Source organism: Rhodococcus sp. no. 34, from assembly GCF_054589475.1.
Map to the genome: position 1 here is coordinate 614,233 of NZ_BAAILK010000012.1, position 26,032 is coordinate 640,264.

The window sequence follows — 26,032 nt, forward strand, 5'->3', positions numbered from 1 at the left end:
CTCAACACCGAAACGGCAGAGCCCGTCTCTCTCAACCTGATCGAAGTTCACCCTGGAGTGTTCGGGACCCGACTCCCTCAATCAGCGGGTTGGATCCGAATCACTTTCTCCGACAACGGGAGTACACAATTGCTACACGTCGGAAGCCGCGCGTATCCGCGAGTGAACAACCGATGACCAGTCTCCGCGATCTGGCCGAGCGCCAACTTCCTCAGATCCTCGAGGACGCCATCGCGCTCATCGAAGTCGAGTCGCCGTCGCACGATCTCGAAGCTGTTGCCCGCAGCGCGAAGTGGACGTCAGATCTTGTCCACGAACGACTCGGCGTGACACCGGAGTCGATAGTGAGAGAAGGCCGAACCCATCTGGTGACCCGTTTCGGCAGCTCACCGACGCGGCTGATGCTGCTCGGTCACCACGACACCGTGTGGCCGATCGGCACCCTCACGCGCCTGCCCGCAGCCGTCACCGACGGAGCACTTCGAGGTCCTGGCGGCCTCGATATGAAACTTGGTGTTGTTCAGGCAATTCACGCCCTCGCCATCGTTCGAGAGCTGCACGGCGACGATGCACTCGACGGGATCACACTCCTTGTGACCGGTGACGAGGAAATCGGTTCCCCCACGTCACGGTCCCTCATCGAGGAACTTGCTGCGGGCGCGGTGCTCGTCCTCGAGGCCGGCGGCGACGGCGGTGAACTCAAGACCGTCCGCAAGGGAGTGTCTCTGTATCGAATCCATGTTGCCGGCCGCGCTGCACATGCCGGGTTGGAACCGGAAAAGGGCATCAACTCGGCAGTCGAGCTGGCTCGTCTCGTGATCGCGATCAACGACTTGTCCTCTCCCGCGCAGGCAACCACCGTCACGCCGACCGTCATTTCGGCCGGAACCACCACCAACACGGTTCCGGCAGAAGCATTTGTCGACGTGGACGTGCGCGCAACCAGCGCAGCCGAGCAGGAGCGGGTCGATTCGAATATCCAAGCCCTGCAGGCAATCCACCCCGAAGCAGTAGTAACGGTCTCGGGTGGCGTCAACCGTCCCCCTCTCGAAGCGACGATGTCCGCACCGTTGCTGGCGTTGGCGGAACGCGTTGCGCTCGAGCATGATCTGACTCCTCCCGTCGGCCTCGCCGTCGGCGGAGCCTCGGACGGAAACTTCACTGCCGGCATCGGCATCCCCACCCTCGACGGCCTCGGTGGCGTCGGCGGCGGTGCACACGCCGAGACCGAGCATGCGCTCGTGTCCGCAATCGCTCCGAGGACGGCGTTGGTTGCGGGCCTTATTCGTTCGATCACGTCTGAAGGGGGCCCTCGTGTCGAAAAGCAAAGCGGTTGAGTTTCGAGAACTGGTCGATACCCGCGAAATAGCCGATCTATCCGCCGTTTTCGACGAGATCTGGGCTACCAGTCCCGGACCGGCTCATTTCGGCACGGCGATGTTGGTTGCGCTTCACCACGGTGGTCACTACGTGGTGGGAGCCTTTTCCGAAGGCGAAATGATCGGTGGTTGCGTCGGATTCTTCGTCGAGCCTCTCGGCGAGGTTCTGCACTCACACATCGCCGGAGTACTACCGGGACACGCAGGCAAGGGAATCGGCCGCGCCCTCAAGCATCATCAGCGAGACTGGTGCATCGAGCGCGGCGTCAGGACGATCCGGTGGACCTTCGATCCACTGGTCGCACGAAATGCCTATTTCAACATTCAGCGTCTCGGAGCCGAACCGGCCGAATACAACCCGGATTTCTACGGGTCGATGGCAGACGGAATCAACGCAGGCGACGCCAGCGATCGTATGCTCGTCAGTTGGGACCTCGACGTCGACGGATCTCCGAGTTCTACTGTGGCCGTGAATGATACATTCAAGGTGCTTCAACCCACCGAAGACGGTACGCCTCGAATGCTCCCGATCCCACCCGACTGCGTCGATATCGCAGTCGGAATACCCAGAGACATCGAGCATCTGAGAACAGTCGACCGCGCCTCTGCCTTTGCCTGGCGACACGCGCTTCGCGAGTACCTCGAACCACTGATCGCCTCGAAGGAATGGCAATCGACCGGCTTCGACCCCAGCGGCTATTACATGTTCACGAAAATCTGCGAGACAACCGGAGAAGAGCAAGTCCATGCACATTGAGTCCGTCGAAATGCGCGAACTGCGCATCCCTCTCGTCTCCCCCTTCACCACGTCATTCAGCACCCAGCTCGAGCGCAACACCCTCGTCCTGAAAGTGAGCGGCACCACCGACGGCCCCAACGGTCCGGTGGAGACCGTCGGCTGGGGCGAGTGCGGCTCGCTCAGCGATCCGTACTACAACTCCGAATACACCGCTGGTGCGCGAGCGATGCTTCGCGAGTATCTCGTTCCGACGCTGCGTAAGTCACAGTCGGATCAGCCGCTCTCGGCCGAGACGGTCGGCAGCGTACTTCACCACGTCGTGGGTCACCAGATGTCGAAGTCGGCTATCGAAATGGCAATCCTCGATGCTGAATTGCGCGCTCGTGGACAGTCTTTCGCTCGGTACCTCGGTGCCACTCGCACTCGGGTGCCCTCGGGAGTGTCCGTCGGCATCCAGGACAGCATTCCGCAGCTACTCGAAACCGTCGGTAATTATCTGTCGCAGGGTTACGTGCGAATCAAACTGAAGATCAAGCCGGGCTGGGACATCGCTCCCGTCGCTGCGGTGCGCAAGGAGTTCGGCTACGACGTCCCTCTGCAGGTCGACGCGAATGCCGCGTACACCCTCGTCGACGCGCAGTTGCTGCGCCGCCTGGACGAATTCGCACTGCTCCTCATCGAACAGCCGCTGGCCGAGGACGATTTGGTGCAGCACGCCAAGCTTGCCCAGTCCCTCTCGACTCCGATCTGCCTCGACGAGTCGGTCGAGTCGGCCAAGGATGCGGCGGATGCCATCACGCTCGGCGCCGCTTCGGTCATCAACATCAAGCCGAGCCGCGTCGGTGGATATCTGGAAGCCAAGCGCATTCACGATCTCGCCTCGGCACACGGTATTGCGGTGTGGTGCGGCGGAATGCTCGAGACCGGAATCGGCCGCGCCGCCAACGCAGCCCTCGCGGCGCTGGACGGATTCACGCTGCCCGGCGACATCTCGGCGTCCGATCGCTTCTACAAGGAAGACATCACCGAACCTTTTGTCATCGAGGACGGCCACATCGCCGTGCCGCAGGGACCGGGCTTCGGTGTGACTCCGCGCGAAGACGTCATGGATCGCTTCACGGTCGGAACCGAGATTCTGTAGGTCCGTCACACAGTCACGCAGCAGCCACCTCCACCTTCACCCCGGAGGTGGCTGTTCGTCGTTTGTGTCGGTAGGGAGGTGCATAGTGATTCGGACATGACGTTCTGCACCGAAAGGCCCCCGATGAGTAGCTGGTCCGATCGCCCGATCTGCGCGTTCGACCTCGAGACCACGGGGCGGGATCCGTCGACCGCTCGTATCGTCAGTGCCTGCGTCGCGGTGATCGACGGTTCGAGTGTCGAAACACGCACGTGGCTACTCGATCCCGGCGTCGACATCCCCGCCGGCGCCTCGGCTGTTCACGGCATCAGCACCGAGTTCGCGGCGCAACACGGCCAGGATTATTCCGAGGGCTACGAAGAGATTCGCAAGGCTCTGCACAATTCCTGGGCGCGCGATCACGCCGTCGTGGCGTTCAATGCCTCCTATGATCTGACGGTCATGCATGCCGAGGGTCTGCGCATCGGCAAGCCTGCATTCGTTCCGGGGTTGGTGATCGATCCGTACGTGATCGATCGGGCGATGGATACGTTCCGCAAGGGCAAGCGAACGCTTGCGGCCGTGTGCGAGCACTACGGAATTTCATTGGAGTCGGCGCACGAAGCCGAGGCCGATGCCAAAGCTGCGGCAGCGTTGGCCCGCGAGTTGGCCGTGCGGTTCCCCGACATCCTGGGGCTCGATCTCATGGTCGATCAAGCCGATTGGCACGCAGAGCGGCAACGCGATTTCGCCGAGTACCTTCTCAGCCAAGGGAGGGACGTGGCAGATGTGAACGGCCAGTGGCCGATTCGCATCATCGCCTGACGTCCTCCCCGGCTCGGACGACCGCGCGCTACGCCGGGACCGGCGGCCACACCGGCGCAATGGACCACGGACGGGCTGTTTCGAGCTGCGACGCAACCTGAATCAGCAGATCTTCACGGCCGAACGCGCCGACCAACTGCACGCCGATCGGAACGCCGGCCGAGTCATGACCCATCGGCAAGGAAATCGCCGGCTGACCTGAACTGTTGAACGGACTGGTCAAGCCGCTGTACCCGGCCGAATGCTCCCAGATCGACATAGGATTCGCCGTATCGAGCAGACCGAGCGGAGCTGCCGGCCGAGCCATCGTCGGAGTCAGCAACAGGTCGTGATCGACGAAGAACGCACCGATCACCTGGGCGGCCCGCTCGAGTTCCTGCAATGCCTTGACAACGTTCGTCGCACTTTCGGACTTCGCGCGGTCGTAGATCATCCGCGCCATCGGCTCGAGGTCGTCGTCGCGGATCGCGCGGTTCAGGGCGTCGAGTCGTTCGTCGACCTCGATCGTCATCGGAATGCCCATCAACACCGAAAGCCCGGCAGTGAGCGCATCGAGCGGAAAGTTCGGGGCACTCTCGGTGACATCGTGACCGAGTTCTTCGAGCAGGCCGGCAACACCGGTCGCGACGGCCGAGCACTCCGGGTCCACCGGTGTGCCGTCAGGAAGAGCGTTACTCAGACCGATCCGCAACCGTCCGGGATCGGCACCCACTTCCTCGATGTACGGCCGCTTCGGCGCCAGGATCACGTAAGGATCGCCCACTGTCGGCCCGGCGGACAGATCGAGAAGCAGCGCAGTGTCGCGGACACTTCGGGTGAGCGCGTGATGAACACTCATCGGCGACGAGAAGAGCGTGCGCGCCGGTGCCGTCGGAGTACGTCCTCGGCTCGGCTTGAGGCCTACCAGGCCGCAGGCCGATGCGGGAATACGGATCGATCCACCACCGTCGCTGGCATGCCCGCCTGGCACGATCCCGACGGCAACAGCTACAGCCGTGCCACCCGAAGATCCGCCGGGCGAACGATCAAGGGCGTAAGGGTTACGGGTGGGTCCGAACAGCGCAGGTTCGGTACTCGCGTTCTTGCCGAACTCCGGGGTGTTCGTCTTGCCGATGACAACCAGACCAGCCTGGCGGTAGCGCTCGACGAGCGTCGAATCTTTTTCTGCCACAGCGTCGGCGAACAATCGAGATCCATTGGTGCTCGGCAATCCTGCGACGTCCATGCCGAGGTCTTTGATCACGAACGGGACGCCCTGCAGTGGACCATCCGGCAGGCCGCCTGATACCTCGTTGCGCGCTTCCTCTCGGCGCTCACTGATCACCGCGTTGACTGCCGGGTTGCGCTCGTCGAGCCTGTCCAGACTGAACTCGAGAACTTCCTTGGCGGAGACGTCGCCGCTCTTGATCGCTTCGGCCAGGCCGGTCATGTCGTCGTTGTCGAACAAATCCTGCATCGATGCCCTCATCACTCGTGTCGAACTCTGCCGATAGTGAGGTCCGTCATATCAACCGGAGTGGCGACGCAGTTCCGAAATTCCGCTTGGCGGGACCGATCAGAGAATCAAGCCCTCACAGAATCAAACCTTGCCGCCGCGCTTCCACGACCGCTTCGTGACGACTGCGGACGTCGAGTTTTCCCATCAGATTCCTCATGTACGTCTTGATCGTTTCGACGCTCAGGGACAACCTCTCGGCGATCTCGGCATTGCGCAGTCCGAGAGCGACGTACCCCATCACCTCCCGCTCGCGTGGCGACAGGACAACGGTGTTCGCGACTGGAGTGTTCGCGGAAGGTTTCGGCGACGCCAACGCCCGCAACTTTGCCTCGACCGCGAGGACCTGCGCGCTGAGAGCCATGTCCTCGAGGTTCGCCGCGATCTCGCCGAGCGCCAGGACGCTCTCGGTCAACCCTTCGGATATCTGGGCATCGCGGTTCGAACCATGTTCCACCGCAGCGGTATCGAGCATCGCCACCCGACGATCCACTTCGTCGCGAATCTCGAATTCTCGGGCCAACGCGTACGACGATCGCATCATCGTCTCTGCGATCACGTCGCCGATCGGCAGGTTGGCACGCAGTCCTCCGTAGATCGCTCCGCGAGTAACCCCGCGTACGACGATGGGGACTGCCATCAAGGATTCAATCGCTTCGGTACCCACTTCATAGTCGTAGTCGTGAGTGATGTGCGACGAGTTCGCGTAGTCCTGGACCGCGCCCGGTCGTTGTTCTGCGATCGCCCGACCGCCGAGTCCGCATTCGGCGTCGATCCGCAGGTTTCGCAGGATGTTGCTGCGCGTGCCGACGTGACCGGTGATGGTCAGCGACCGGTCGCTGACGCAGCCGCCGAACAGAACCGGCAACTCGGTTTTGGGGTGCAGCCGACGCAGTTCGGCGCGCAACGCGTCGTCGTCGCTCGGTCTCAGTACCCTGCTCACTCTCACCTCCACGTACCCAATTCAGAGGGTAGCGGCACCTTTGGCTGGGCAATAGCGTGCATCCAGGCCATTTGTAGTGCCGATCACACTTATCGTGACACCAACCGTGCCACGTCGCCTTCGGAGGAACCGTGTCTGTCCCGACAGCTGTTGCAGCCAACAACACCCCGCTCAGTCCGCTGCGCTTTCTCGAGCGCAGCGCCGCGGTGTTCCCCGAGCGCACCGCCGTCGTTCACGGCGACCGGACCTACTCGTACCGAGAGTTCGGTGACGAGGTCGCGGCTCTGGCCCGCGTCCTGCGTGAACGCATTCAGCCCGGTGACCGCGTTGCATACCTGGCGCCGAACGTACCCGAGATGCTGTTCGCGCATTTTGCCGTCCCCCTCGCCGGCGGGGTCCTGATCGCCCTGAACTCACGCCTCGCCGGTCCCGAACTCGAATACATTCTCGATCACTCGGGAACCACGATCCTGTTCGTGGACTCCGAATTCGTCGGTTCGGTCACCTCGTCCAAGGCAAACGTGGGGAGCCTGCGTGAGATCGTCGAGATCCCGGACTCCACCGTCCCCTATCCGGACGTTCCCACCGGAATCGTCACCGGGCAGTACGCCGATCTGATTGCCGAAGGCGAAGCTCTCTCCGATCAGCCACTGCACTGGGGCGTCGACGACGAGCAGCAGTGCATCGCCATCAACTACACCTCGGGTACCACCGGAAAACCCAAGGGCGTCATGTACTCCCACCGCGGGGCGTACCTGAACTCGCTCGGCGAGACATTCCACAACGGCTTCGACGGAGCGACGAAGTATCTGTGGACACTGCCGATGTTCCACTGCAACGGGTGGTGCACGCCGTGGGCCGTCACTCAGGCCGCGGGCACACACATCTGCCTGCGCGCGGTCCGCGCCGATGCGATCTGGGACGCCATCGACAATCTGGGCGTGACACATCTGTGCGGCGCTCCTACCGTCTGCTCCACCATCGCCGACGCAGACCAGGCCCACAAGGTCGACGCCTTGCGCATCACCACCGCCGGCGCTCCCCCGTCACCGACGATCATCGGAAAACTCGAAGACATCGGTGTCACCGTCGTTCACGTCTACGGCCTCACCGAGGTATACGGCCCCTACACGATCTGCGAATACCAGGAAGCCTGGGACGACAAGCCGCAGTCCGAGCGCGCCGCACTTCTCTCTCGTCAGGGAGTCGGCATGGTGCAGGCCGAAAATGCTCGCGTTGTCGATGCCGAGATGAACGACGTCCCCGCCGACGGCCAGACCATGGGTGAGATCGTGCTCCGCGGCAACAACGTGATGCTCGGGTACTACCGCGACGAGGCCGCGACAGCCGAAGCATTTGCCGGTGGTTGGTTCCATTCCGGCGACCTCGGCGTCATGCATCCCGACGGATACATCCAGCTCAAGGACCGCGCGAAGGACATCATCATCTCCGGCGGCGAGAACATCTCCACCGTCGAGGTGGAGCAGGCGATCATGAGTCACCCCGCGGTGATCGACGTGGCAGTCGTCGGCGTTCCGGACGAGAAGTGGGGCGAGCGCCCGAAGGCATTCGTGGTGCTGGGCAAGGGATTACAGGCATCCGCCGAAGACATCGTCGAGCACACCCGCACTTTGCTGGCCGGGTACAAGGTTCCCCGCGACATCGTCTTCCCGCTCGACCTTCCTCGCACCCCCACCGGCAAGGTTCTCAAGTTCCAGCTACGCGCCGACAACTGACGCCGACGAAACCTGGATACTTGCATCCATGACCGAGCGCTCCGATGTACCCGGAACTGACCCCGCACAGTTTCGGGTACACGTCGCGTCTCAAGCGATCCGGTTGTTCTCGGAGAACGGGTACGAAGCCACCACCGTCGAGCAGATCGCCGCTGCCGCCGGTGTGTCGCGTCGGACGTTCTTCCGGCAGTTCCGCTCCAAGGAAGACGTGATCTTCGCCGATCACGAGTCCCTCCTCGAACACGTCGCAGAGTTCCTCGCGTCCGATTCCGCCGACCCCTGGGCGTCCGTGTGCGAGGCCGCGGGACTGGTCTTCGATTTCTTCCGCAGGAACCGAGACCTGTCGATGCGGCGATACCGCGTCGTACAGCACGTTCCGGCTCTTCGCGACCGCGAACTCGTCACCGGATTCCGCTACGAGCGCCTCTTCGTCGACTACCTGCGCAGCGCTGTGCCCCGCGAGCCTGTCCTCGAGGTTGTCGGTTTTGCCGCAGCTGTCACCGCGTGCCACAACTACCTCTTGCGAAGCATGATCAAAGGCGACGAGGACGCCACAGCTGATGCACTAAGTCAGGCATTGCTCGACGTTCGGCGGACATACGGCGTGGCACCCGGGTCCAAGACCAGCACGCCAGAATCGAAGTCCGTGCTGGTAGTAGCCTTTCCCCCGGGCACGTCCGCTGATGAGATCAGCAGAAAAATCCACGAACAACTCGGCTGACACTGCTCGTGCACGAAAACTTCACACACCCATCCCTTGACCTGGCACTCAGTGCCGTGTTTGACTGGGGTCATGGGCACCGGTCTGTCCGCGAATCTCGCTGGTAACGCCGGAGCCGCACCGACCGCCTTCAAGCCACCTTCACCAAGGAGCGTTCCCATGGCAGGAAACCCGGATTTCAATCTCTTCGCACTGAACGAAGAGCACGACGAACTGCGGGCTGCTATCCGCGGACTCTCCGAGAAGGAAATCGCGCCGTACGCCAAGGACGTCGACGAGAACGCACGTTTCCCCGAGGAAGCGCTCACCGCTCTCAACGCGTCCGGCTTCAACGCCATCCACGTTCCCGAGGCTTACGACGGCCAGGGCGCCGATTCCGTCGCCACCTGCATCGTCATCGAGGAAGTCGCCCGCGTCTGTGGCTCCTCCTCGCTGATCCCCGCTGTGAACAAGCTCGGCACCATGGGCCTGATCCTCAAGGGTTCCGAAGAGCTCAAGTCCAAGGTGCTCCCGGACCTCGTCAACGGCGGAATGGCGTCGTACGCACTGTCCGAGCGTGAAGCCGGATCCGACGCCGCTTCGATGCGTACCCGCGCAAAGGCTGACGGCGACGACTGGATCCTCAACGGCTCCAAGTGCTGGATCACCAACGGCGGCAAGTCCACCTGGTACACCGTCATGGCTGTCACCGATCCCGACAAGGGCGCAAACGGCATCTCCTCTTTCATGGTCCACAAGGACGACGAGGGCTTTGTCGTCGGACCGAAGGAAAAGAAGCTCGGCATCAAGGGCTCCCCCACCGCTGAGCTGTACTTCGAGAACTGCCGCATCCCCGGCGACCGCATCATCGGCGAACCGGGCACCGGCTTCAAGACGGCACTCGAGACCCTCGACCACACGCGTCCCACCATCGGTGCTCAGGCTGTCGGCCTGGCCCAGGGCGCACTCGACGCGGCGCTGGCATACACCAAGGATCGCAAGCAGTTCGGCAAGTCCATCAGCGACTTCCAGGCTGTTCAGTTCATGCTCGCGGACATGGCGATGAAGGTCGAAGCCGCACGTCTGATGGTTTACACCTCCGCAGCACGCGCCGAGCGCGGCGAGAAGAACCTCGGCTTCATCTCCGCTGCGGCGAAGTGCTTCGCTTCGGACGTTGCCATGGAGGTCACCACCGACGCCGTGCAGCTGTTCGGTGGCGCCGGCTACACCACCGACTTCCCGGTCGAGCGCATGATGCGCGACGCCAAGATCACGCAGATCTACGAAGGCACCAACCAGATTCAGCGCGTCGTGATGTCGCGTGCGCTGTTGAAGTAAGGCACTTCGCGCCCCTGTGCGCCTTTCTGGTAGTTCTGACTACCGGAACGGCGCACAGGGGCTTGCCCCTAATTTTTGAGGAGAATCGTGGAACTCGTAGGCGTAATCGGCGGCGGCACCATGGGTGCCGGCATTGCCGAAGTTTGTGCAAAAGCCGGTAGCTCGGTACTGGTGCTCGAAACCAAGGAAGAATTCGCGGCCGCCGCTCGCGAGCGGATCGCCAAGTCGATCAACCGCGGCGTCGCCAAGGGCAAGATCACCCAGGAAGAAGCCGACGCCGCGATCGCACGCGTCCGCGTCACCTTGGACATGGAAGAGTTCGCCGATCGCGATCTGGTGATCGAAGCTGCTCCCGAGATCGAAGCTCTCAAGTACGAGATCTTCGGCAAGCTCGACAAGATCGTCAAGCCTGCAGGCATTCTGGCGACCAACACCTCGTCGATCCCCGTCATCAAGATCGCCAAGGCCACCTCGCGCCCCGGCCAGGTTGTCGGCGTTCACTTCTTCAACCCCGTGCCGGTCATGCCGCTCGTGGAGATCGTGGTCAGCCTGACGACGTCCGAAGAGACCGTTCTCGCCGTCACCGACTACGCCAAGAACACCTTGCGCAAGAAGACGGTTCGCGCGGGCGACCGTTCGGGCTTCATCGTCAACGCTCTGCTCATCCCGTACCTGTGCCAGGCTGTCCGGATGCTCGAATCCGGCTACGCCACAGCAGAAGACATCGACGAGGCCATGAAGGGCGGCTGCGGCTACCCGATGGGCCCGCTGACGCTGCTCGACACCGTCGGTCTCGACATTGCCCTCGCAGCGGCAGAGTCCCTGTACGCGGAATTCGCAGAACCGCACTACGCTCCGCCGGCGCTGCTTCGCCGCATGGTCGACGCCGGTCGCCTCGGCAAGAAGACCGGTCGCGGCTTCTACGAATACGCCTGAGTCCGACCGCTTCACTCTTCCGGCCCCTCACCTGTTGCAGGTGAGGGGCCGGAGTTGTTTTCGGGCAGATCTAGCCGAATCCATTGACAAATTCGCGCGGCGCAGCAAAAGTCATCATTTGACAACAACCGTTGTCACATGAACGCAGGCGGAGGGTCAACCAGATGAGCAGCGATGCGGACACAGGTACTCGTCGGCCGAAGCCCCGGGAACTGCCAGCGCCCCGGGCCCTGCGAGCAGATCCGATCGGCCCCGGTTCCCTGACGTGGACACACTTCGGCGACGTTCGCGGTCTGCTGTATCTCGGACGCGCAGGCACGCTGCAGAACATGCATCCCGCGGTAAGTGGAGCGCTGCAGGACCATTCGAATTTTTTCGACAACCCGCTCGACCGCCTGTTCCGCTCACTGCCGCCCATCTACGGCGTCGTGTACGACCGGACCGAAGAGGGCACAGGCACGCTCGTTCGCAACTTCCACACCGATCTCAAAGGAATCGACGAAACCGGCGGGCGCTACCACGCCCTCGCTCCTGACACTTTCTGGTGGACACACGTCACGTTCTTCGAGGTGATACTCGATTTCAACGAGCGATTCGCGTACAAGAAGTTCACGGCGGAGCAGAAGGACCAACTTGTCCGTGAGGCCGTAACTTGGTGGCGCTGTTACGGACTCACCGATCGACCGGCTTTCGACGACTACGTCAGCTTCCGCACGTATTGGGAAGACATGCTCGACAACCACCTGATCAACACCCACACCACAAAATGGTCGACGCGCATCGCCGAGCACGACATCGCACCGGCTCCGAAGGTTCCGACGTGGCTGTGGCGTCTTAGCTCTCGCCCCACGATGGCCGTGGCGAACTGGATCGGCAAGGCACTGATGCCGGAGAAGGCGCGCAAGACCCTTGAATGGGAATGGACGCCGCGCGACGAACGGATGTACTTCTGGTTCGCCCGCTTCCTGACATTGACAGATCGGTTCTGGCATCTGCTGCCGTTACGACTGCGGTATGCACCGCGCGCCTACTCGGGCATCCGCGCGCAGGGTCTGTGAGCACTCGTCGGTAGGCTGGAGTGCGTGCCAGCCCAACTCCCCTCCGACGCGATCAGTGTCCGCGTGGACAGCTGGACGTGGGCGGTTCGGCTGTTCAAAACACGCTCGCAGGCGGCGACCGCCTGCCGATCGGGACACGTTCGGGTCAACGGAACGTCGGCAAAGGCGGCTCAGCAGGTGAAAGCCGGCGACGAGGTGCGGGTGCGTGTATCCGGCATCGAGCGCATCGTCGTCGTGGTCAAGCCGATCACGAAACGAGTCAGCGCGGTGCTGGCCGCCGATTGCCTGCAGGACAATTCGCCGCCCCCACCACCGCCCGAACTGATCGCGTCCATTCCGCGACGTAATCGTGGCGCCGGCAGACCGACCAAACGCGAGCGACGCGACCTCGAGAAGTTGCGCGGCCTCGAGCCCTGATTGCTACCTCGAAACAGGCTGACGCAGAACCGTCTTCAGTTTCTCGGGCGGTGTACGGCGAGCGTCGCTGAGATAGATCTCGTGATGATCGCCGTTGAAGCTCAGGCCGTTCGACGGGATGAACGTGTTGTGCAGCCGGTCCAGGGTAGGAGCTTCGTCGTCGTACGAGCCGACGTGAAGAATCTGGACGGACAGACCTTCCTCCAACTCGAGAAACCTGACCTTGTCGAGAGCGGCAATCTCCTTCTTGGCCCGCACTGCCTTGGCCCGGACTGCGTCAATCGACGCAGACAGTTCGGTCTCCGTGATCCACTCCGGTTGCGAGATCATCATCGTCCAATCCCACGACGACTTGTCCCGCGTCACGAACACCTCGGGGTCATCTGCCCGCCACAACCCTTCCAGCGGGCCCACGACGAAGTCGCGATCCAGTTCCTTCTTGCTCGCGAATTTGGTCGCGTAGGACACCGAATACAGCGCTTCGAGCGCCTCGGAGTACTCGGTGGCAGTGTTGGGATCACCGTGACCGTCGACGGCGAAGTAGCCGAAGCGCGGGACGGTCACGAGGGCAAAATCGCGGCGCCCGGGGGAATAGAGATCCTTGTATGCCTTCTTGACGTCGTACTTCTCCATGCGCCACCCACCTGATCACTGGCCGAGTTTCAACGTTCGGAAACCTATCCGAGAACACCGACATTCCGATAGCGGACCACCGTCCCCTTGTTAATAGACCAGTGGACCTTTACTCTGGACGGGGTGACTACACCCCAGGCGACCGACGTCGCTCGAGTTCCGCGCCGCAGACCGTTGCGGATCGTTGCCATATCCGCGATTGTCGCGTCGATCTTGGCTCTGTTGTTCGTGTACCCGTGGTGGAGCTTGTTCGTCCGGCCGGACTGGCCGACAGCGGTGGCAGTTTTCGGCACCGTTCTATTTGCCGCCCTCCTGATCACCCTGCCTGCCACCATGATGCTCAGCCACGGACACACTGACCGCGATCCAGTTCGCCTGGTCGGCGACGCCCTCCTCGGAATCATCTGGGTCGTGTTCGTGTGGACCCTGCTCGGTGAAGTCCTGAGGCTCGGACTGCTCGTCGGCGGCGTGGATGACCCGCTTCGATCGAGGATCGTCGCCGTTGCGGCACTGATCACCTCGGCCGTTCTGCTGATCTGGGGCTATCGGGAAGCCATGAGACTGCCACGGATCAAGCAGGTCGACGTCACCATCCCCCGCCTTGGTGCGGGGATGGACAAACTTCGGGTAGTCGCGATCACCGACACTCACTTCGGGCCGATCAATCGCGAGAAGTGGTCCGAGCGCGTGATCGCGGCAGTCAACGATCTCGACGCCGACATCGTGGCCCACGTCGGTGACATTGCCGACGGAACAGTGGAGCAGCGCCTCGGCCAAGCCACCCCACTCGCGTCGGTGGAAGCCAGACTCGCTCGTGTCTACGTCACCGGGAATCACGAGTACTTCCACGAGGCTCAGGAGTGGCTCGACTACATGACCTCGATCGGCTGGGATGCCCTGCACAACCGGCACCTCGTCGTCACCAAGGGCGGCGACAACCTGGTCATCGCCGGAGTCGACGACGCCACCGCTCTGGGATCGAAGCTCGACGGTCACGGCGCGAACTTCGATATGGCCCTTGCCCGCACCGACCCCGATTTGCCGATCCTGATGCTCGCCCATCAACCGAAGCAGGTAACTCAGTCCGCTTCCGCGGGAGTGGATCTGCAGCTCGCCGGTCATACCCACGGCGGACAGATCTGGCCGTTCAACCTTCTGGTCAAACTCGATCAACCGTCGGTGCACGGGCTCACCCGTCACGGCGACCGCACGCAGTTGTACACAAGCCGCGGAACCGGGTTCTGGGGTCCACCATTCCGCGTGTTCGCACCGAGCGAGATCACCGTCCTGACGCTGCACAGCGCCTGAACGGGCTCAGCTCGTTCGGGTTGCCGCTCGCGCCGACAGCCCGACGAGCTGATTGATCAGACCTTCACGTAGGCCGGTTGCGAACATGTCGGCAGCAGGGGGCGCCTGCATCTCGTTCAGTACGACGACCATGGATTCGGCAGGCTCGGCAGTCGGCCACAAGCCTGCAACAATCACCAGGGTTACCTTGGCGAATTGAGCCGCGTCGCCCTCCGAGAGGTGAGGCAATTGCGAATGAATCAGCGACGCAAACCTTCCCGAGTTGACCGTTGCCCGCTTCTTGAAGTCACGGGCGAAGTCGACGGAGATGTTTCTTTCGAGGACACCTGCCATGACGCTCATCAACTCACACAGTAAACGCTGTGCGACAAGCGATTCCGCAACCGTCGATGCCACATGGATTTCAGTGGCGAACGGCGAGTCGTCGCCGGTCGGGGTCAACGACTCGGACAACCCGTCCAACCACGCAACCCAGTTCTCGTCGAGCACTTCGAGAAAGATGGCTTCGCGACTGTCGAAGTAGCGAAGCACGTTCGACTTCGCCAGTCCGACGCTCTCACTGAGCTCACGCAGGCTGATGTCGGCGACGGGCCTGGACCCGAGCATCGCGCGGGCCGCATCGAGAATCGCGCACCGACGCGCTTCGATCTGCTCAGGCCTGCGCGCGCGCTGAAATCCGTGGGTCGCCACCATCACGCAAGATTATCAGACCATCGTTCTATTGTTTGCTGTACTGCGGGTCAATTGTCCGAAGGTGCATGCTGCGCCACGACTCCCCTCGACGCCAGTTCGCGACGCAGCGAATCGGTATCGACGGACGCGAGATCGACTCGGTGCGTGCGGGTGGCCAAGGCTCGGACTTCCTCGGACAGGTCCGCCACCTGCTTACGCGTCGCGGCCTGGGATGCCTCGTCCTGTTCCGCCACGCGCTCGACCAACCAGGAAGCGAGTGTGGCAGTCACGATGCCCAGCAACGCAATTCCGCCGATCATCAATGCTCCGGCGATCATGCGCCCGGTCGTGGTAACGGGCGCCATGTCTCCGTAACCGACGGTCGTGACCGTCTCCATCGCCCACCACAATGCCGTTCCGTACGACGTGATGGCAGCGCCCTGCGCGTGACGCTCGGCATCGAGCATGGCCAGCGCCGCGACACCGATCAGCAAGGCCGTGGCACCAGTGGCGTAAATAACCACCCGTCCACGCAAGCTTTGCCCGCTCGAGCGGTGAACTATCGCAAGCAGTGTGACCAACCGAAGTAGGCGCAGCGGACGCAGCATGGGCAACACCACCATCGCCAAGTCCAAGAGATGCCTGACGAACCAGCGACCGCGGGCAGGTGCCAACCACAGGCGAACTGCGTAGTCGACGGCAAAAACGACCCACGCAGCCCACATCGTCCATTCGGTCAGACGATGTGGAAGGCCCGTCGGTTGCGCCAGCACTTGGTACGCGTACGCCACCAAGAAAAGGCAGGCCGCAGCGGTCAACGGGATGTCGGTGGCTAGCTGCCATTTCTCCGACGTCCACGCAGTGCGGCGGTGCGCCGACTTCGTCGATTCGTTCATCCGAGAAGTCTGACACCACCGCTACCTAGTGCCCGGCAGAACCGACTCAGATCCGAGTGTGCGTCAAGATGTTGAGCGCCGTGGGAACTGCCTCGATCGTGATAGGCAACGGTCCCACCCGATCACCGTCCGCGTAAGCGATGATGCCTTCGGAGACCAGCCGGACCTTCTTGGATCGGTACGTTTGCACGGCGTCGAGCGAGACGTGAGTTCCCTTGTACACCCGCGGAAACAGGCGCACCAGACGCAACCTCGAACCGTGCCCGACGACGGTCAGATCCAGCAACCCGTCCGACTTCGACGCTCCTGGCGTGATGAGCATGCCGCCACCGTACGAGCGCCCGTTGCCAACAGCGACCAGCGTCGCGTCCACCGTGATGACCTCGTCGTCGAGTTCGATCCGGTACGGCAGCGGCTTCATCTTCGCCAACTCGGCGAGCATCGCCAGGTTGTAGCGCATCGGCCCCTTGGGCCAGGACATCCGATTGGCCCGCTCACTGACCAGCGAGTCGAAGCCGCTGGCGATGATGGTTCCCGACCAGACGACGGAACCGTCGGCTAGCGTGATCTTCGCCAGATCTGACTGCTGCACGACACCGTCTGCGATGACATCGGCTGCTGCTTCGGGATCGCCTGTGGGAATACCGAACTCACGGGCGTGATCGTTGCCGGTGCCTGCCGGAATGAGCCCGATGGGCGTCTCGGTCAACGCGGCGGCCTGCAGTCCGATACTGATGGCACCGTCGCCGCCGACAACCACGAGTGCGTCGGTACCGTCCTCGATCGCACGACGCGCCAACTTCTTGGCGTCGTCGGCGTCGGTTCCGATGATCTCGGTGACGGCAACTCCCCGAGCGCGCAGTCGCGCAACACCTTTGCGTCCTGCCGCAGGCGCGTGACCATGTCCCGCCATCGGATTGATCAGGACGGTAACCTTCTCGATCTGACTGCGGGTTTCGGTCACGGAATCAGCTTTCCAGGATTGAGGATGCCGGCAGGGTCCACTGCATTCTTCACTGCGCGAAGGATGTTCGCGCCCAATTCACCGATCTCGTCCTTCATCCATGGGCGGTGATCGGCGCCCACAGCGTGGTGATGGGTGATCGTGCCACCGGCGGCGATGATCGCATCGCCAGCGGCAGTTTTCGCCTTGTGCCACTGAGCGATCGGATCCTCGGTCTGCGCGCTGACTACGGTGAAGTACAGCGAAGCACCGGTCTTGTAGGTGTGCGAAATGTGGCACATCACGAGCGGCTGAGTCCCCTGCTCGACGAGAGCCTTGGTCAGCGCCTCGGTGACCGAGGAGCGCAGGTTCGCGAGGTTACCCCAGGTGGTTGCCGTCTCGAGGGTTTCGCACAGTGCGCCGACGTCGAGCAGAGCGTCACGCAGATACGGCGCATCGAATCGCCCGTGTTCCCAGCTGTTTCCGGGCTCCTCACCGAGCGACGTGCCGCCGTGAGCGGTGAGAATTGCGCGGGCCTCCGCCATCCGTTCAGCGGTGTGCGAAGCGGTGCCCTCGTAGGTAGTGATGCCGAGGCAACCACCGGTGAAGGCGTTCTCGCCGATCTTGTCGGTGGTCGCCAGATTCACGCCACTCTCGGCCTCGTCGGACAACCGCAATACTGTCGGAGCCGATCCTTCCTGGACCAGCTCACGCAATGCGGCTGCGCCGGTGGCGAAGTCGGGGAAGCTCCACCCTTCGCGCACGGTGGTCTCGGGCAGACGGTGAACCCGCACACGCACGTGCGTGATGACGCCGAAGGTGCCCTCGGAGCCGACAAAAAGCTCACCCAGATCGGGGCCTGCAGCGGATGCCGGCGCACGCCCGGTCTCGATCACTCCACTCGGGGTGACAACGGTGAGGCCCTGAACCATGTCCTCGAAGCGCCCGTATCCAGCCGACGCCTGCCCCGAAGACCGGGTGGCGGCAAACCCGCCCAGAGTGGCGAACAGGAAGCTCTGCGGGAAGTGCCCGACCGAGAAACCGTGCTCACGCAGAAGCTCCTCGGCCCGTGGGCCGGTAGTTCCGCCGCCGAACGTCGCAATGCCCGATTCCTCGTCCAACCCGACAAGCTGATCGAACCTGCGCAGATCGAGAGATAGAACTGCGTCGAACCCGTCACGAATGGGATCGAGCCCGCCGACGACGCTGGTGCCGCCGCCGAATGGGACCACTGCGATCCGGTTGGCAGAGCAGTATCGGAGAACCTGCTCGACCTCTGCGTCTGTCCCTGGAGTGACGACTGCGTCCGGTGCGTCCTGCGGCTCGACGCTACGACGGCGAAGCAGATCCGGGGTGCTCTTGCCACCGGCCCGAAGGATTCGATCGGAATCCTTGGTACTGACGTACTCGGCCCCGACCAGCCCGGACAGCGCTTCGACATGCGACTGGGCCATAGCGGACGGAGCCACCTGGACGTCTTCGATGGCGAGACGCGATCGAGTCGGTGCGGAGACACCGAGAAATCCGGTCAACAATGATGTGACTGCGTCCGACAGTTCACGCTTCTTGGCCGGATCGCCCCAGGCGTCCCACTGCATCGGCGGTTGCAAGGCAGACTTTTCGGTGCTCATAGACACTAGTGTTACATATTTGTGTGATGTGTAAACATCCCGGTGGATCAATCCATCCATCAACCCATCGTCTTGGAACCGTCGATGGCTTCGCGAAGCATGTCCGCGTGGCCCGCATGCTGGGCCGTCTCGGCGATGATGTGCAGCAATGCGCGCCGCGCTGACCAGCGAGCTCCCGCTTCGAACCACGGCGCCGACGGCAGTGGATGCGAGATGTCGAGGCTGCCCAGCGAGGCCACCAACTCGTCGGTCCTGGCCGCGATCCCCTCGTACTCGGAAACGATGCCTGCCAAGGTTTCACCCTCGACCATGGCGAATTCGTTCGCTCGTTCCTGTTGCATCTCTTCCGACCACTGGGTCGGGTCGAAGTCCCCACCAAGTCCGGCCGGCCCTTCCAGAATGAAGTCGACCCATCCCTTTTCCGCCTGACCCACATGCTTGATCAATCCGCCGAGGCACAGTTCACTCACGGTCGGCCTCGAAGCAGCCTGCTCGTCGGTGAGGTCCTTGACGGTGAAGAGAAGGAATTCACGATGCCGACGCAGGCTCTGGAGGAGATCCGCGCGCTCGCCGGTGACGGTGGTGATCGGTGCGTTCATGATGTTTCCTTCGCTCGTGGGTTCGTGCCCTGTGAGAACTACGTTAGAAGTTATTGCGGACAGAAACGGTCCTCATTAGAAAACGATCAAGAAAAAACTCCCGGCACCCACCGATGAAGGTGAGTGCCGGGAGTTCGAGCGAGCTAGACGAGATCAGACTGTGCGAGCCAAACGATCGGCCAGCAGGCGCGTGAAGTGCGCCGGATCGCTCAGTTCACCGCCCTCGGCAAGCAACGCCATGCCGTAGAGCAACTGAGCCGTCTCCGTCAGGTTCTCTGCATTGTCATTGGCGGCCTGCGCCTCCCGCAGACCCGAGACAAGCGGATGCTCCGGGTTGAGCTCGAGAATGCGCTTGCTGTGTGGAACAGGCTGACCCGAAGCCTTGTACATCTTCTCGAGCGTCGGAGACATGCTGAACGCGTCGCCGACGATGCAGGCAGCCGACGTGGTCAGGCGCGTCGAGAGACGCGTTTCCTTGATGTCGTCGGACAGGGTTTCGGTCAGCCACGTCAGCAGCGCGCCGAATTCCTTTTCCTTCTCTTCGCGCTCGGCTTCGGCCGCCTTCTTCTCGTCCTCGGTGTCCAAGTCGACCTCGCCCTTGGCGATCGACTGGAAGGTCTTGCCGTCGAAGTCCGAGACTGCGTCGACCCACATCTCGTCCACGGGGTCGGTGAGTACGAGAACCTCGAGGCCCTTGGCCTTGAAAGCCTCCATGTGCGGGGAGCTTTCGATGAGGTGACGAGATTCGCCGGTCATGAAGTAGATCTGTTCCTGACCGTCCTTCATACGCTCCACGTACTCGGCGAGAGTGGTCACGCCCTCTTCGCTGTTGGTCGAGGCGAAGGACGAGATGTCGAGCAGCGTCTTGCGGTTGTCGGCATCGGCCATCAGGCCTTCCTTGAGCGCGCGTCCGAACTCGGTCCAGAAGGTCGAGTACTTCTCGGGCTCGTTCGCCTTCATGTCCTTGATGGTCGAGAGGACCTTCTTGGTCAGACGACGACGGATGGCAGCGATCTGCCGGTCCTGCTGCAGAATTTCACGAGAGACGTTGAGCGAGAGGTCTTGTGCGTCGACCACGCCCTTGACGAAGCGCAGGTAATCGGGCACCAACTCTTCGCAGTCGTCCATGATGAAGACGCGCTTGACGTAGAGGTGGATGCCGGCCTTGCGCTCACGCATGAACAGATCGAACGGCGCCGTCGACGGAATGAACAGCAGCGCTTGGTATTCGAAAGTACCTTCGGCCTTCATCGGGATGACCTCGAGAGGCTCGTCCCAGGCGTGGCTGACGTGCTTGTAGAACTCCTTGTACTCGTCCTCGGACACCTCGTCCTTGGCGCGAGTCCACAGCGCCTTCATCGAATTGATCGTCTCGGTCTCGATGGTGACCTCGGGCTCCTCGCCCTCGGCCGGCGTCGACGTACGAGCGACATCCATGCGGATGGGCCACGCGATGAAGTCGGAGTACTTCTTGACCAGTTCCTTGATCTTCCATTCCGACGTGTAGTCGTGCAGGCCGTTCTCGGAATCCTCGGGCATCAGGTGCAAGGTCACGGAGCTACCCTGCGGTGCCTCGTTTACATGCTCGAGCGTGTACGTGCCTTCGCCGGTCGACTCCCAGCGCGTCGCGTGATCTTCACCGGCACGGCGGGTCAGCAGCGTGACCTTGTCCGCGACCATGAACGTGGAGTAGAAGCCGATGCCGAACTGACCGATCAGTTCTTCCGATGCCGCTGCATCCTTGGCTTCCTTGAGCTTACGACGTACCTCGGCGGTGCCGGACTTGGCGAGCGTGCCGATCAGGTCGACGACCTCGTCACGCGACATGCCGATGCCGTTGTCGCGGATCGTGAGGGTGCGCGCCGCTTTGTCGATGTCGATCTCGATGTGCAGATCGGAGACGTCGACGTTGAGGTCTTTGTCCTGGTACGACTCGAGGCGGAGCTTGTCCAGCGCGTCCGAAGCGTTGGAGATCAACTCACGAAGGAAGCTGTCCTTGTTCGTATAGATTGAATGAACCATCAGATCCAGCAGCTGACGTGTTTCTGCTTGGAACTCGAGCTGCTCGGTATGCGCGGTCACTTCGATCCCTTTCTCTTCTCGGACTGATCACAGGAATTTTACTTGACCTCGAATACCGCGGGTCGCCCCCCGCACAGACAAGGGAGGCCACGCGACCTGCGCGTGACCTCCCGTTATCTTCACCACCGATCTACTCGGTGACGTTCACCATCGAATAGTTCGAGACGCCGGCGGCCAGCACCCTGAGGTGATCGTCCGATGCGCCCAAAGTATGTTCGATGGCCACCAGCCGCGAGACGTAGTGCCCGACCGGATACTCGGCTGTCATTCCGATACCACCGTGCATCTGAATTGCTTCCTGACCGATCTGATGCGCGGCGCGACCGACAGACAGCTTCGCTCGCGACGCGATGGTCGGATCGATCACTCCGTCGGCGATGGCCATGGTGGCGTACAGACTCATGCTGCTCGCCAGTTCGAGCGCCACGTACATGTCGGCAGCCCGATGCGTCAAAGTCTGGAACTTCGCGAGCGGAACGCCGAACTGCTTGCGCTGCTTCAGGTAATCCGTCGTCAGTCGCAGCGCTTCGGTCATGATCCCGATCGCCTCGGCGCACAGAGCTGCCTGCGCCCGAACCTCTGCTTCGACGATCGCCTCCGTGACATCGCCGCCCTCACCAAGCTGTTCGGCCGCGGCATCGGTGAACGTGAACTGCGCACCGCGACGGCCGTCGTGAGTTGCGTATGTGCTCCGTGAGACACCCGCGCTTTCCGCATCTACCAGAAAAAGCCCGGTACCCCCGCCTGGAAGTGCGGCGCTGACGATCACGACGTGCGCGCTGTCGCCCTGCAGGACCGGGTTCTTGACGCCGGTGATCGTCCACCCCGATCCCTCCTGCGATGCAGTGGTCGTGACAGTGGCGACCGGCCAGCGCGTGCCAGGTTCCGTATGGGCGAAGGCCGACAATGTGGTCCCGTCGCTGAGCGCCGGCAGGAGTCGCGCCCGTTGACCTGCCGAACCGAGTGAAGCAATCAACCCACCGGGGATCAGAACACCACCCAAGTACGGCTCGGGTGCAAGCGCCCGGCCCAGTTCGGTCATCACCACCATGGTCTCGACCGGCCCAGCGCCCATCCCGCCATCGGCCTCCGCGAATGGCAGGCCGAGCAGCCCGAGCTCGGCGAACTGCTTCCACACCGAGGCATTCCATCCCTCGTCAGTGGCCGAGGTGGCGTTACGCTTCTCCGCGTCGTAGCTGCGGTTGAGCAATTCACGCGTCGTGTCGCGAAGCATCGTCTGCTCGTCGTCGAGTTCGAAATTCATGTCAGATGCTCACAATCCGAGAATCGAGGAGGCAATGATGGAGCGCTGCACCTCACTTGATCCGCTGTAGATGGAAACCTTCCGGTAGTTCAGGTAGCGCGGCGCCGCTTGCTGCGCCCACTCCGGCGAGTCGATCTCGACCGTATTCACCGGCAACGAGTCCGGACCCGCAACATCCATCAGCAATTCCGTTGCTGCCTGCTGCAATTCGGAGCCGCGGAGCTTGAGCAGCGAGGACGCCGGGTTCGGCTTGCCGTCTGCCGAACTCGCCACAACTCGCAGTTGAGTCAGATCCAGCGCAAGCAAATCGTTTTCCAGCTCAGCCAACCGAGCCGCGAACAACGGATCATCGAGGAGGGTGCCGGTTCCAACGCGAACTTCCCGCGCCTTCTCTTTTGCCGTGGCGACAAGAGTTTTGGAGAACCCGACCCGCGTGACGCCCGTGCGTTCGTTGCCGAGCAGGAACTTGGCGTAGTCCCAGCCTTTGTTCTCTTCGCCGACAAGATTCTCCGCAGGGACGCGGACGTTGTCGAAGAACACCTCGTTGACCTCGACGCTGCCGTCGATCAGTTTGATGGGGCGAACCGTGATGCCGGGAGTTGCCAGATCGATGAGCAAGAACGAAATTCCGGCCTGCCGCTTCTGAGCACTGGCATCTGTACGAACCAGACAGAAGATCCACTCGGCGTGCTGCGCGAGAGTAGTCCACGTCTTCTGACCATTGACGATGTAGTCTGCGCCGTCACGAACAGCGGCCGTCTTGAGTGAAGCGAGATCCGAACCGGCTTCGGGTTCCGAAAAACCCTGGCACCACCAGATATCGGCGTTGGCCGTCGCCGGGAGAAACTGCTCCTTCTGCTCCTGCGAACCGAAGGCAGCGATAACGGGCCCAACCATGCTCACGTTGAACGGCAACGGGTTGGGTACCGACGCCAACTGCATTTCCTCGGAATAGATGTGGCGCTGAACCGGAGTCCAGTCCTTGCCACCCCATTCGACCGGCCAGTGTGGAACCGCCAACCCGTGTGCGTTCAGAATCTGTTGACCCGCAACGATGTCCTCACGAGTCAGCTTTCCGAATCCGGCTGCACGTGCTCGAAGTTCGGGCGAGAATTCGGTGGTGAAGAACTTTCGCATCTCCTCGCGGAACGCAACTTCCTCAGTGGTCAGTTCGAGATTCATGTGGAGTCTGCTTTCTTCTTGCAGGATTTCAGAACAAGATTCGCGCGACGGTCTGCGCAACGACGGCAGGTTTGCCCACGCCTTCGATCTCGACGGTGTTGGTGATCTGACTCTGTAGTGAACCGTTCGGCAATTCTTCGATTGCGGAGAGCACTGCGGTATTTCGAACCTTGGCCCCGACTGGCACCGGACTCGGGAATCGAACCTTGTCGGACCCGTAGTTGACGACCATCTTCGCGCCGTCGATGCGATACACGGACTTCGACAGAAGCGGCAGGAGTGAGAGCGTCAGATACCCGTGCGCAATTGGTCCACCGAAAGGTGATTCGCGCCTGGCTCTTTCGTCGTCGACATGAATCCACTGATGGTCACCGGTCGCGTCGGCAAATTGATGGACCATCTCGCGGGTGACCTCGACCCACTCGCTCGAGCCCAGCGTTTCACCGACCGCCCCCAGGAGATCGGACTTGTTCTCGAACACCCGTGTCATCTGATCCTCCACGTTCCCGAACACTGTTAGGTTAATTGGATAATAAACTCACAGTGTAAGGTTGTCCAGTACTCAGACGAAAGGTTTCTGTGCGATGGCGCGACCGCGGGTTCCACTACTGAGCAAGCCGATCATCAGGGACACCGCCCTGAAACTGGTCGACGAGAACGGTTTGACCGACTTCTCGATGCGCAAACTCGCCACCGTCCTCGGCGTGCAGGCACCGTCGCTGTACAGCCATTACGCCAACAAGGACGAGTTACTCGACGACGTCGCGAACGTCATCATGGAGTCCGTCGACGTGAGCGGCTTCGACTCCGACGATTGGCGCGGCGCGCTGCGTACGTGGGCGCGGTCCTACCACGCTGCCCTGGGCAAGCATCCCAACATCGTTCCCTATCTGACCTACGGTCCGAGCGTCAGGCCCATCGCCCTCGATCGCGCGAACGCCATCCACGGCGGCCTGGTGCGCGCCGGATGGCCGCAGCGCACGGCAACGCTGATCGGCGCTTCCGTCAAGTACGTGGTCATGGGTGCTGCGACGGCAACGTTCTCCGGCGGATTCGTGGACGATCCCGCTATCTACGCCGAGCGTTACCCGCACCTCACACGAGCACACCTGTTGCGTGAGCGTGCCACCGAGATCGACGGCGCCAGCTTCGAACTCGCACTGGAATCCCTGCTGGACGGGCTGGACGCCAAATACGCACTGCTGCAGAGAACTACAGAGCAACCTCCTCGAAACTGAGGGTTGTTACCGTCGATCAAGCGCGCCGAGCATCGCGACGAAGGCCGCCTGACGATCCCCCAGAGCGGCGAAGAATTCCCGGTCCGAAGATTCCACCGCGCGGTTCGCCCCGCCGGCCAAGGCCGCACCCACCGGCGTGACGGCAAGCGAGCGAGCACGAGCATCGGTCGGATGTGGACGTCGTTCGACAAACCCCTTGGATTCGAGGGTCCGAATCACCTGTGACGTCATCATCGCGTCGGTGCGCGCGTACTCGGCAAGACCGCGTTGAGTTATCGGCGTCTCTGCATCCAGCCAGGTCAGTGCTGCGAGCAGAACGAACTGCACGTGGGTCAGGTCGAAAGGTCGCAGCGCCGCGCGAATCGAGGCTTGCCAAGCATTGGTGACACGCCACAACATCAGACCGGGACTCTCGTCCGCGTCCTCGAAGTCGGTTTCCAGTTTCTTCGCCACAGCGCCAGTGTGTCAGCTCGTCGTCGAACGCAGAACCTCGACGTCGTTGTCATCCAACGGAATCAAGCCACGCCGGAGTTGATACCCCCAATTCGGTGCCGAGGTCAGTGCCAATCGACTCCGCACATCGCCGAGTGGAACGGGCGTGAACTGCTCGTATCGCACTCGACGCCGAAACGGCTTGAAGCACCCCTCGTCCGCCTGCCAGATCTCACCCTCTTCGATCACACCGAGAGCTGTGAACTCGCGCAACGGATCTCGATCACCAATGGACTCGACCGGCGAATAGTAGACCAGCACGTCACCTGCTTTCATCCGTGCCAATCCGGCTCTCTTTCCGTGCCCGATCTGTGCGATACCGAGATCCACTGCGCGACGCACATGTTCGGCGGACACAACTCCCAACCAGGCGTTCATCGCCGACCACCTGGCGAACCGCTCACAA

At 62.2% G+C, this 26,032-nt stretch carries 26 protein-coding genes; 12 read left to right on the forward strand and 14 right to left on the reverse strand.

Annotation, left to right across the window (positions count from 1 at the left end):
• Nucleotides 1-173 precede the first annotated feature (173 nt).
• The 4 genes from ACYP01_RS03810 to ACYP01_RS03825 all read left to right on the forward strand — a co-directional run bounded on the left by ACYP01_RS03810 (nt 174) and on the right by ACYP01_RS03825 (nt 4,063).
• Nucleotides 174-1,337 (forward strand): M20/M25/M40 family metallo-hydrolase, encoded by a 1,164-nt coding sequence (locus ACYP01_RS03810; protein ID WP_459678719.1) that lies wholly within the window; start codon nt 174-176, stop codon nt 1,335-1,337.
• Nucleotides 1,315-2,136: a GNAT family N-acetyltransferase gene (locus ACYP01_RS03815; RefSeq protein WP_007731362.1), complete on the forward strand. Its 822-nt coding sequence runs from the start codon at nt 1,315-1,317 to the stop codon at nt 2,134-2,136. Before ACYP01_RS03810 ends, ACYP01_RS03815 begins: the two co-directional genes overlap by 23 nt.
• Nucleotides 2,126-3,259: an o-succinylbenzoate synthase gene (gene menC, locus ACYP01_RS03820; RefSeq protein ID WP_459678720.1), complete on the forward strand. Its 1,134-nt coding sequence runs from the start codon at nt 2,126-2,128 to the stop codon at nt 3,257-3,259. Before ACYP01_RS03815 ends, menC begins: the two co-directional genes overlap by 11 nt.
• A 123-nt stretch (nt 3,260-3,382) precedes the next feature.
• Complete coding sequence (locus ACYP01_RS03825) at nt 3,383-4,063, forward strand: exonuclease domain-containing protein (protein ID WP_459678721.1); 681 nt, start codon at nt 3,383-3,385, stop codon at nt 4,061-4,063.
• Between the two features lie 28 nt (nt 4,064-4,091).
• On the opposite strand, the gene ACYP01_RS03830 is transcribed toward ACYP01_RS03825, so the two are convergent.
• On the reverse strand, nt 4,092-5,519 hold the full coding sequence (locus tag ACYP01_RS03830; protein ID WP_459678722.1) for an amidase: 1,428 nt from the start codon (nt 5,517-5,519) through the stop codon (nt 4,092-4,094).
• Nucleotides 5,520-5,634: 115 nt separating this feature from the next.
• Nucleotides 5,635-6,501 carry a helix-turn-helix transcriptional regulator gene (locus ACYP01_RS03835; protein WP_030535167.1) on the reverse strand — a complete coding sequence of 289 codons (867 nt, stop codon included), beginning with the start codon at nt 6,499-6,501 and terminating at the stop codon, nt 5,635-5,637.
• Between the two features lie 131 nt (nt 6,502-6,632).
• On the opposite strand from ACYP01_RS03835, the gene ACYP01_RS03840 reads away from it, so the two are divergent.
• The 6 genes from ACYP01_RS03840 to ACYP01_RS03865 all read left to right on the forward strand — a co-directional run bounded on the left by ACYP01_RS03840 (nt 6,633) and on the right by ACYP01_RS03865 (nt 12,686).
• Nucleotides 6,633-8,237 carry an acyl--CoA ligase family protein gene (locus ACYP01_RS03840; protein WP_030535166.1) on the forward strand — a complete coding sequence of 535 codons (1,605 nt, stop codon included), beginning with the start codon at nt 6,633-6,635 and terminating at the stop codon, nt 8,235-8,237.
• A 28-nt stretch (nt 8,238-8,265) separates the two neighbouring features.
• Nucleotides 8,266-8,958 carry a TetR family transcriptional regulator gene (locus tag ACYP01_RS03845; protein ID WP_003939674.1) on the forward strand — a complete coding sequence of 231 codons (693 nt, stop codon included), beginning with the start codon at nt 8,266-8,268 and terminating at the stop codon, nt 8,956-8,958.
• Between the two features lie 159 nt (nt 8,959-9,117).
• Nucleotides 9,118-10,275, forward strand: coding sequence for an acyl-CoA dehydrogenase (locus ACYP01_RS03850; protein WP_003939784.1), 1,158 nt, complete (start codon nt 9,118-9,120; stop codon nt 10,273-10,275).
• Between the two features lie 87 nt (nt 10,276-10,362).
• Nucleotides 10,363-11,211, forward strand: coding sequence for a 3-hydroxybutyryl-CoA dehydrogenase (locus tag ACYP01_RS03855; protein WP_003940434.1), 849 nt, complete (start codon nt 10,363-10,365; stop codon nt 11,209-11,211).
• A gap of 164 nt (nt 11,212-11,375) precedes the next feature.
• Complete coding sequence (locus ACYP01_RS03860; RefSeq protein ID WP_065351385.1) at nt 11,376-12,269, forward strand: oxygenase MpaB family protein; 894 nt, start codon at nt 11,376-11,378, stop codon at nt 12,267-12,269.
• A gap of 24 nt (nt 12,270-12,293) precedes the next feature.
• A complete protein-coding gene (locus ACYP01_RS03865; RefSeq protein ID WP_459678724.1) occupies nt 12,294-12,686 on the forward strand; it encodes an RNA-binding S4 domain-containing protein in 393 nt (130 codons plus the stop codon).
• A gap of 3 nt (nt 12,687-12,689) precedes the next feature.
• On the opposite strand, the gene ACYP01_RS03870 is transcribed toward ACYP01_RS03865, so the two are convergent.
• Complete coding sequence (locus ACYP01_RS03870; protein ID WP_007731353.1) at nt 12,690-13,319, reverse strand: GyrI-like domain-containing protein; 630 nt, start codon at nt 13,317-13,319, stop codon at nt 12,690-12,692.
• A gap of 123 nt (nt 13,320-13,442) precedes the next feature.
• Between ACYP01_RS03870 and ACYP01_RS03875 the strand changes: the two genes are divergently transcribed.
• On the forward strand, nt 13,443-14,627 hold the full coding sequence (locus ACYP01_RS03875; protein ID WP_165638906.1) for a metallophosphoesterase: 1,185 nt from the start codon (nt 13,443-13,445) through the stop codon (nt 14,625-14,627).
• Between the two features lie 6 nt (nt 14,628-14,633).
• On the opposite strand, the gene ACYP01_RS03880 is transcribed toward ACYP01_RS03875, so the two are convergent.
• The 9 genes from ACYP01_RS03880 to ACYP01_RS03920 all read right to left on the reverse strand — a co-directional run bounded on the left by ACYP01_RS03880 (nt 14,634) and on the right by ACYP01_RS03920 (nt 24,386).
• Nucleotides 14,634-15,320: a TetR/AcrR family transcriptional regulator gene (locus ACYP01_RS03880; RefSeq protein ID WP_007731351.1), complete on the reverse strand. Its 687-nt coding sequence runs from the start codon at nt 15,318-15,320 to the stop codon at nt 14,634-14,636.
• A 47-nt stretch (nt 15,321-15,367) separates the two neighbouring features.
• Nucleotides 15,368-16,195: a potassium channel family protein gene (locus ACYP01_RS03885; RefSeq protein WP_007731350.1), complete on the reverse strand. Its 828-nt coding sequence runs from the start codon at nt 16,193-16,195 to the stop codon at nt 15,368-15,370.
• 46 nt (nt 16,196-16,241) lie between these two features.
• Nucleotides 16,242-17,159 (reverse strand): diacylglycerol kinase, encoded by a 918-nt coding sequence (locus ACYP01_RS03890; protein WP_149357924.1) that lies wholly within the window; start codon nt 17,157-17,159, stop codon nt 16,242-16,244.
• A complete protein-coding gene (locus tag ACYP01_RS03895; RefSeq protein WP_042452763.1) occupies nt 17,156-18,736 on the reverse strand; it encodes an FAD-binding oxidoreductase in 1,581 nt (526 codons plus the stop codon). The genes ACYP01_RS03890 and ACYP01_RS03895 overlap by 4 nt, the downstream gene beginning before the upstream one ends.
• A gap of 92 nt (nt 18,737-18,828) precedes the next feature.
• Nucleotides 18,829-19,368, reverse strand: a complete 540-nt coding sequence (locus tag ACYP01_RS03900; RefSeq protein ID WP_459678725.1) for a DinB family protein — start codon at nt 19,366-19,368, stop codon at nt 18,829-18,831.
• Between the two features lie 153 nt (nt 19,369-19,521).
• The gene (gene htpG / locus ACYP01_RS03905; protein WP_003940518.1) at nt 19,522-21,450 is read right to left on the reverse strand and encodes a molecular chaperone HtpG; all 1,929 of its coding nucleotides are present in this window, start codon (nt 21,448-21,450) and stop codon (nt 19,522-19,524) included.
• Between the two features lie 130 nt (nt 21,451-21,580).
• A complete protein-coding gene (locus tag ACYP01_RS03910; protein ID WP_042925025.1) occupies nt 21,581-22,714 on the reverse strand; it encodes an acyl-CoA dehydrogenase family protein in 1,134 nt (377 codons plus the stop codon).
• Nucleotides 22,715-22,723: 9 nt separating this feature from the next.
• Entirely contained in the window at nt 22,724-23,896 is a 1,173-nt protein-coding gene (locus ACYP01_RS03915; protein ID WP_047271166.1) for an acyl-CoA dehydrogenase family protein, read from the reverse strand.
• Nucleotides 23,897-23,924: 28 nt separating this feature from the next.
• Nucleotides 23,925-24,386 carry a MaoC family dehydratase gene (locus ACYP01_RS03920; protein WP_047271233.1) on the reverse strand — a complete coding sequence of 154 codons (462 nt, stop codon included), beginning with the start codon at nt 24,384-24,386 and terminating at the stop codon, nt 23,925-23,927.
• Between the two features lie 94 nt (nt 24,387-24,480).
• On the opposite strand from ACYP01_RS03920, the gene ACYP01_RS03925 reads away from it, so the two are divergent.
• The gene (locus ACYP01_RS03925; RefSeq protein ID WP_338926060.1) at nt 24,481-25,134 is read left to right on the forward strand and encodes a TetR/AcrR family transcriptional regulator; all 654 of its coding nucleotides are present in this window, start codon (nt 24,481-24,483) and stop codon (nt 25,132-25,134) included.
• Between the two features lie 6 nt (nt 25,135-25,140).
• Here ACYP01_RS03925 and ACYP01_RS03930 read toward each other — a convergent pair whose 3' ends face one another.
• Together ACYP01_RS03930 and ACYP01_RS03935 are read right to left on the reverse strand one after the other, a co-directional pair.
• Nucleotides 25,141-25,587: a MarR family winged helix-turn-helix transcriptional regulator gene (locus ACYP01_RS03930; protein ID WP_459678726.1), complete on the reverse strand. Its 447-nt coding sequence runs from the start codon at nt 25,585-25,587 to the stop codon at nt 25,141-25,143.
• Nucleotides 25,588-25,599: 12 nt separating this feature from the next.
• Nucleotides 25,600-26,004: an EVE domain-containing protein gene (locus tag ACYP01_RS03935; RefSeq protein ID WP_050656414.1), complete on the reverse strand. Its 405-nt coding sequence runs from the start codon at nt 26,002-26,004 to the stop codon at nt 25,600-25,602.
• Between the last annotated feature and the right edge of the window lie 28 nt (nt 26,005-26,032).

Bases quoted from the DNA above. Each gene is read 5' to 3' on its own strand.
- ACYP01_RS03810 (WP_459678719.1), top strand. From the start codon at position 174: ATGACCAGTCTCCGCGATCTGGCCGAGCGCCAACTTCCTCAGATCCTC.
- menC (WP_459678720.1), top strand. From the start codon at position 2,126: ATGCACATTGAGTCCGTCGAAATGCGCGAACTGCGCATCCCTCTCGTC.
- ACYP01_RS03825 (WP_459678721.1), top strand. From the start codon at position 3,383: ATGAGTAGCTGGTCCGATCGCCCGATCTGCGCGTTCGACCTCGAGACC.
- ACYP01_RS03830 (WP_459678722.1), bottom strand. From the start codon at position 5,519: ATGCAGGATTTGTTCGACAACGACGACATGACCGGCCTGGCCGAAGCG.
- ACYP01_RS03845 (WP_003939674.1), top strand. From the start codon at position 8,266: ATGACCGAGCGCTCCGATGTACCCGGAACTGACCCCGCACAGTTTCGG.
- ACYP01_RS03850 (WP_003939784.1), top strand. From the start codon at position 9,118: ATGGCAGGAAACCCGGATTTCAATCTCTTCGCACTGAACGAAGAGCAC.
- ACYP01_RS03860 (WP_065351385.1), top strand. From the start codon at position 11,376: ATGAGCAGCGATGCGGACACAGGTACTCGTCGGCCGAAGCCCCGGGAA.
- ACYP01_RS03870 (WP_007731353.1), bottom strand. From the start codon at position 13,319: ATGGAGAAGTACGACGTCAAGAAGGCATACAAGGATCTCTATTCCCCC.
- ACYP01_RS03880 (WP_007731351.1), bottom strand. From the start codon at position 15,320: ATGGTGGCGACCCACGGATTTCAGCGCGCGCGCAGGCCTGAGCAGATC.
- ACYP01_RS03885 (WP_007731350.1), bottom strand. From the start codon at position 16,195: ATGAACGAATCGACGAAGTCGGCGCACCGCCGCACTGCGTGGACGTCG.
- ACYP01_RS03895 (WP_042452763.1), bottom strand. From the start codon at position 18,736: ATGCAGTGGGACGCCTGGGGCGATCCGGCCAAGAAGCGTGAACTGTCG.
- ACYP01_RS03900 (WP_459678725.1), bottom strand. From the start codon at position 19,368: ATGAACGCACCGATCACCACCGTCACCGGCGAGCGCGCGGATCTCCTC.
- ACYP01_RS03910 (WP_042925025.1), bottom strand. From the start codon at position 22,714: ATGAATTTCGAACTCGACGACGAGCAGACGATGCTTCGCGACACGACG.
- ACYP01_RS03915 (WP_047271166.1), bottom strand. From the start codon at position 23,896: ATGAATCTCGAACTGACCACTGAGGAAGTTGCGTTCCGCGAGGAGATG.
- ACYP01_RS03920 (WP_047271233.1), bottom strand. From the start codon at position 24,386: ATGACACGGGTGTTCGAGAACAAGTCCGATCTCCTGGGGGCGGTCGGT.
- ACYP01_RS03925 (WP_338926060.1), top strand. From the start codon at position 24,481: ATGGCGCGACCGCGGGTTCCACTACTGAGCAAGCCGATCATCAGGGAC.
- ACYP01_RS03935 (WP_050656414.1), bottom strand. From the start codon at position 26,004: ATGAACGCCTGGTTGGGAGTTGTGTCCGCCGAACATGTGCGTCGCGCA.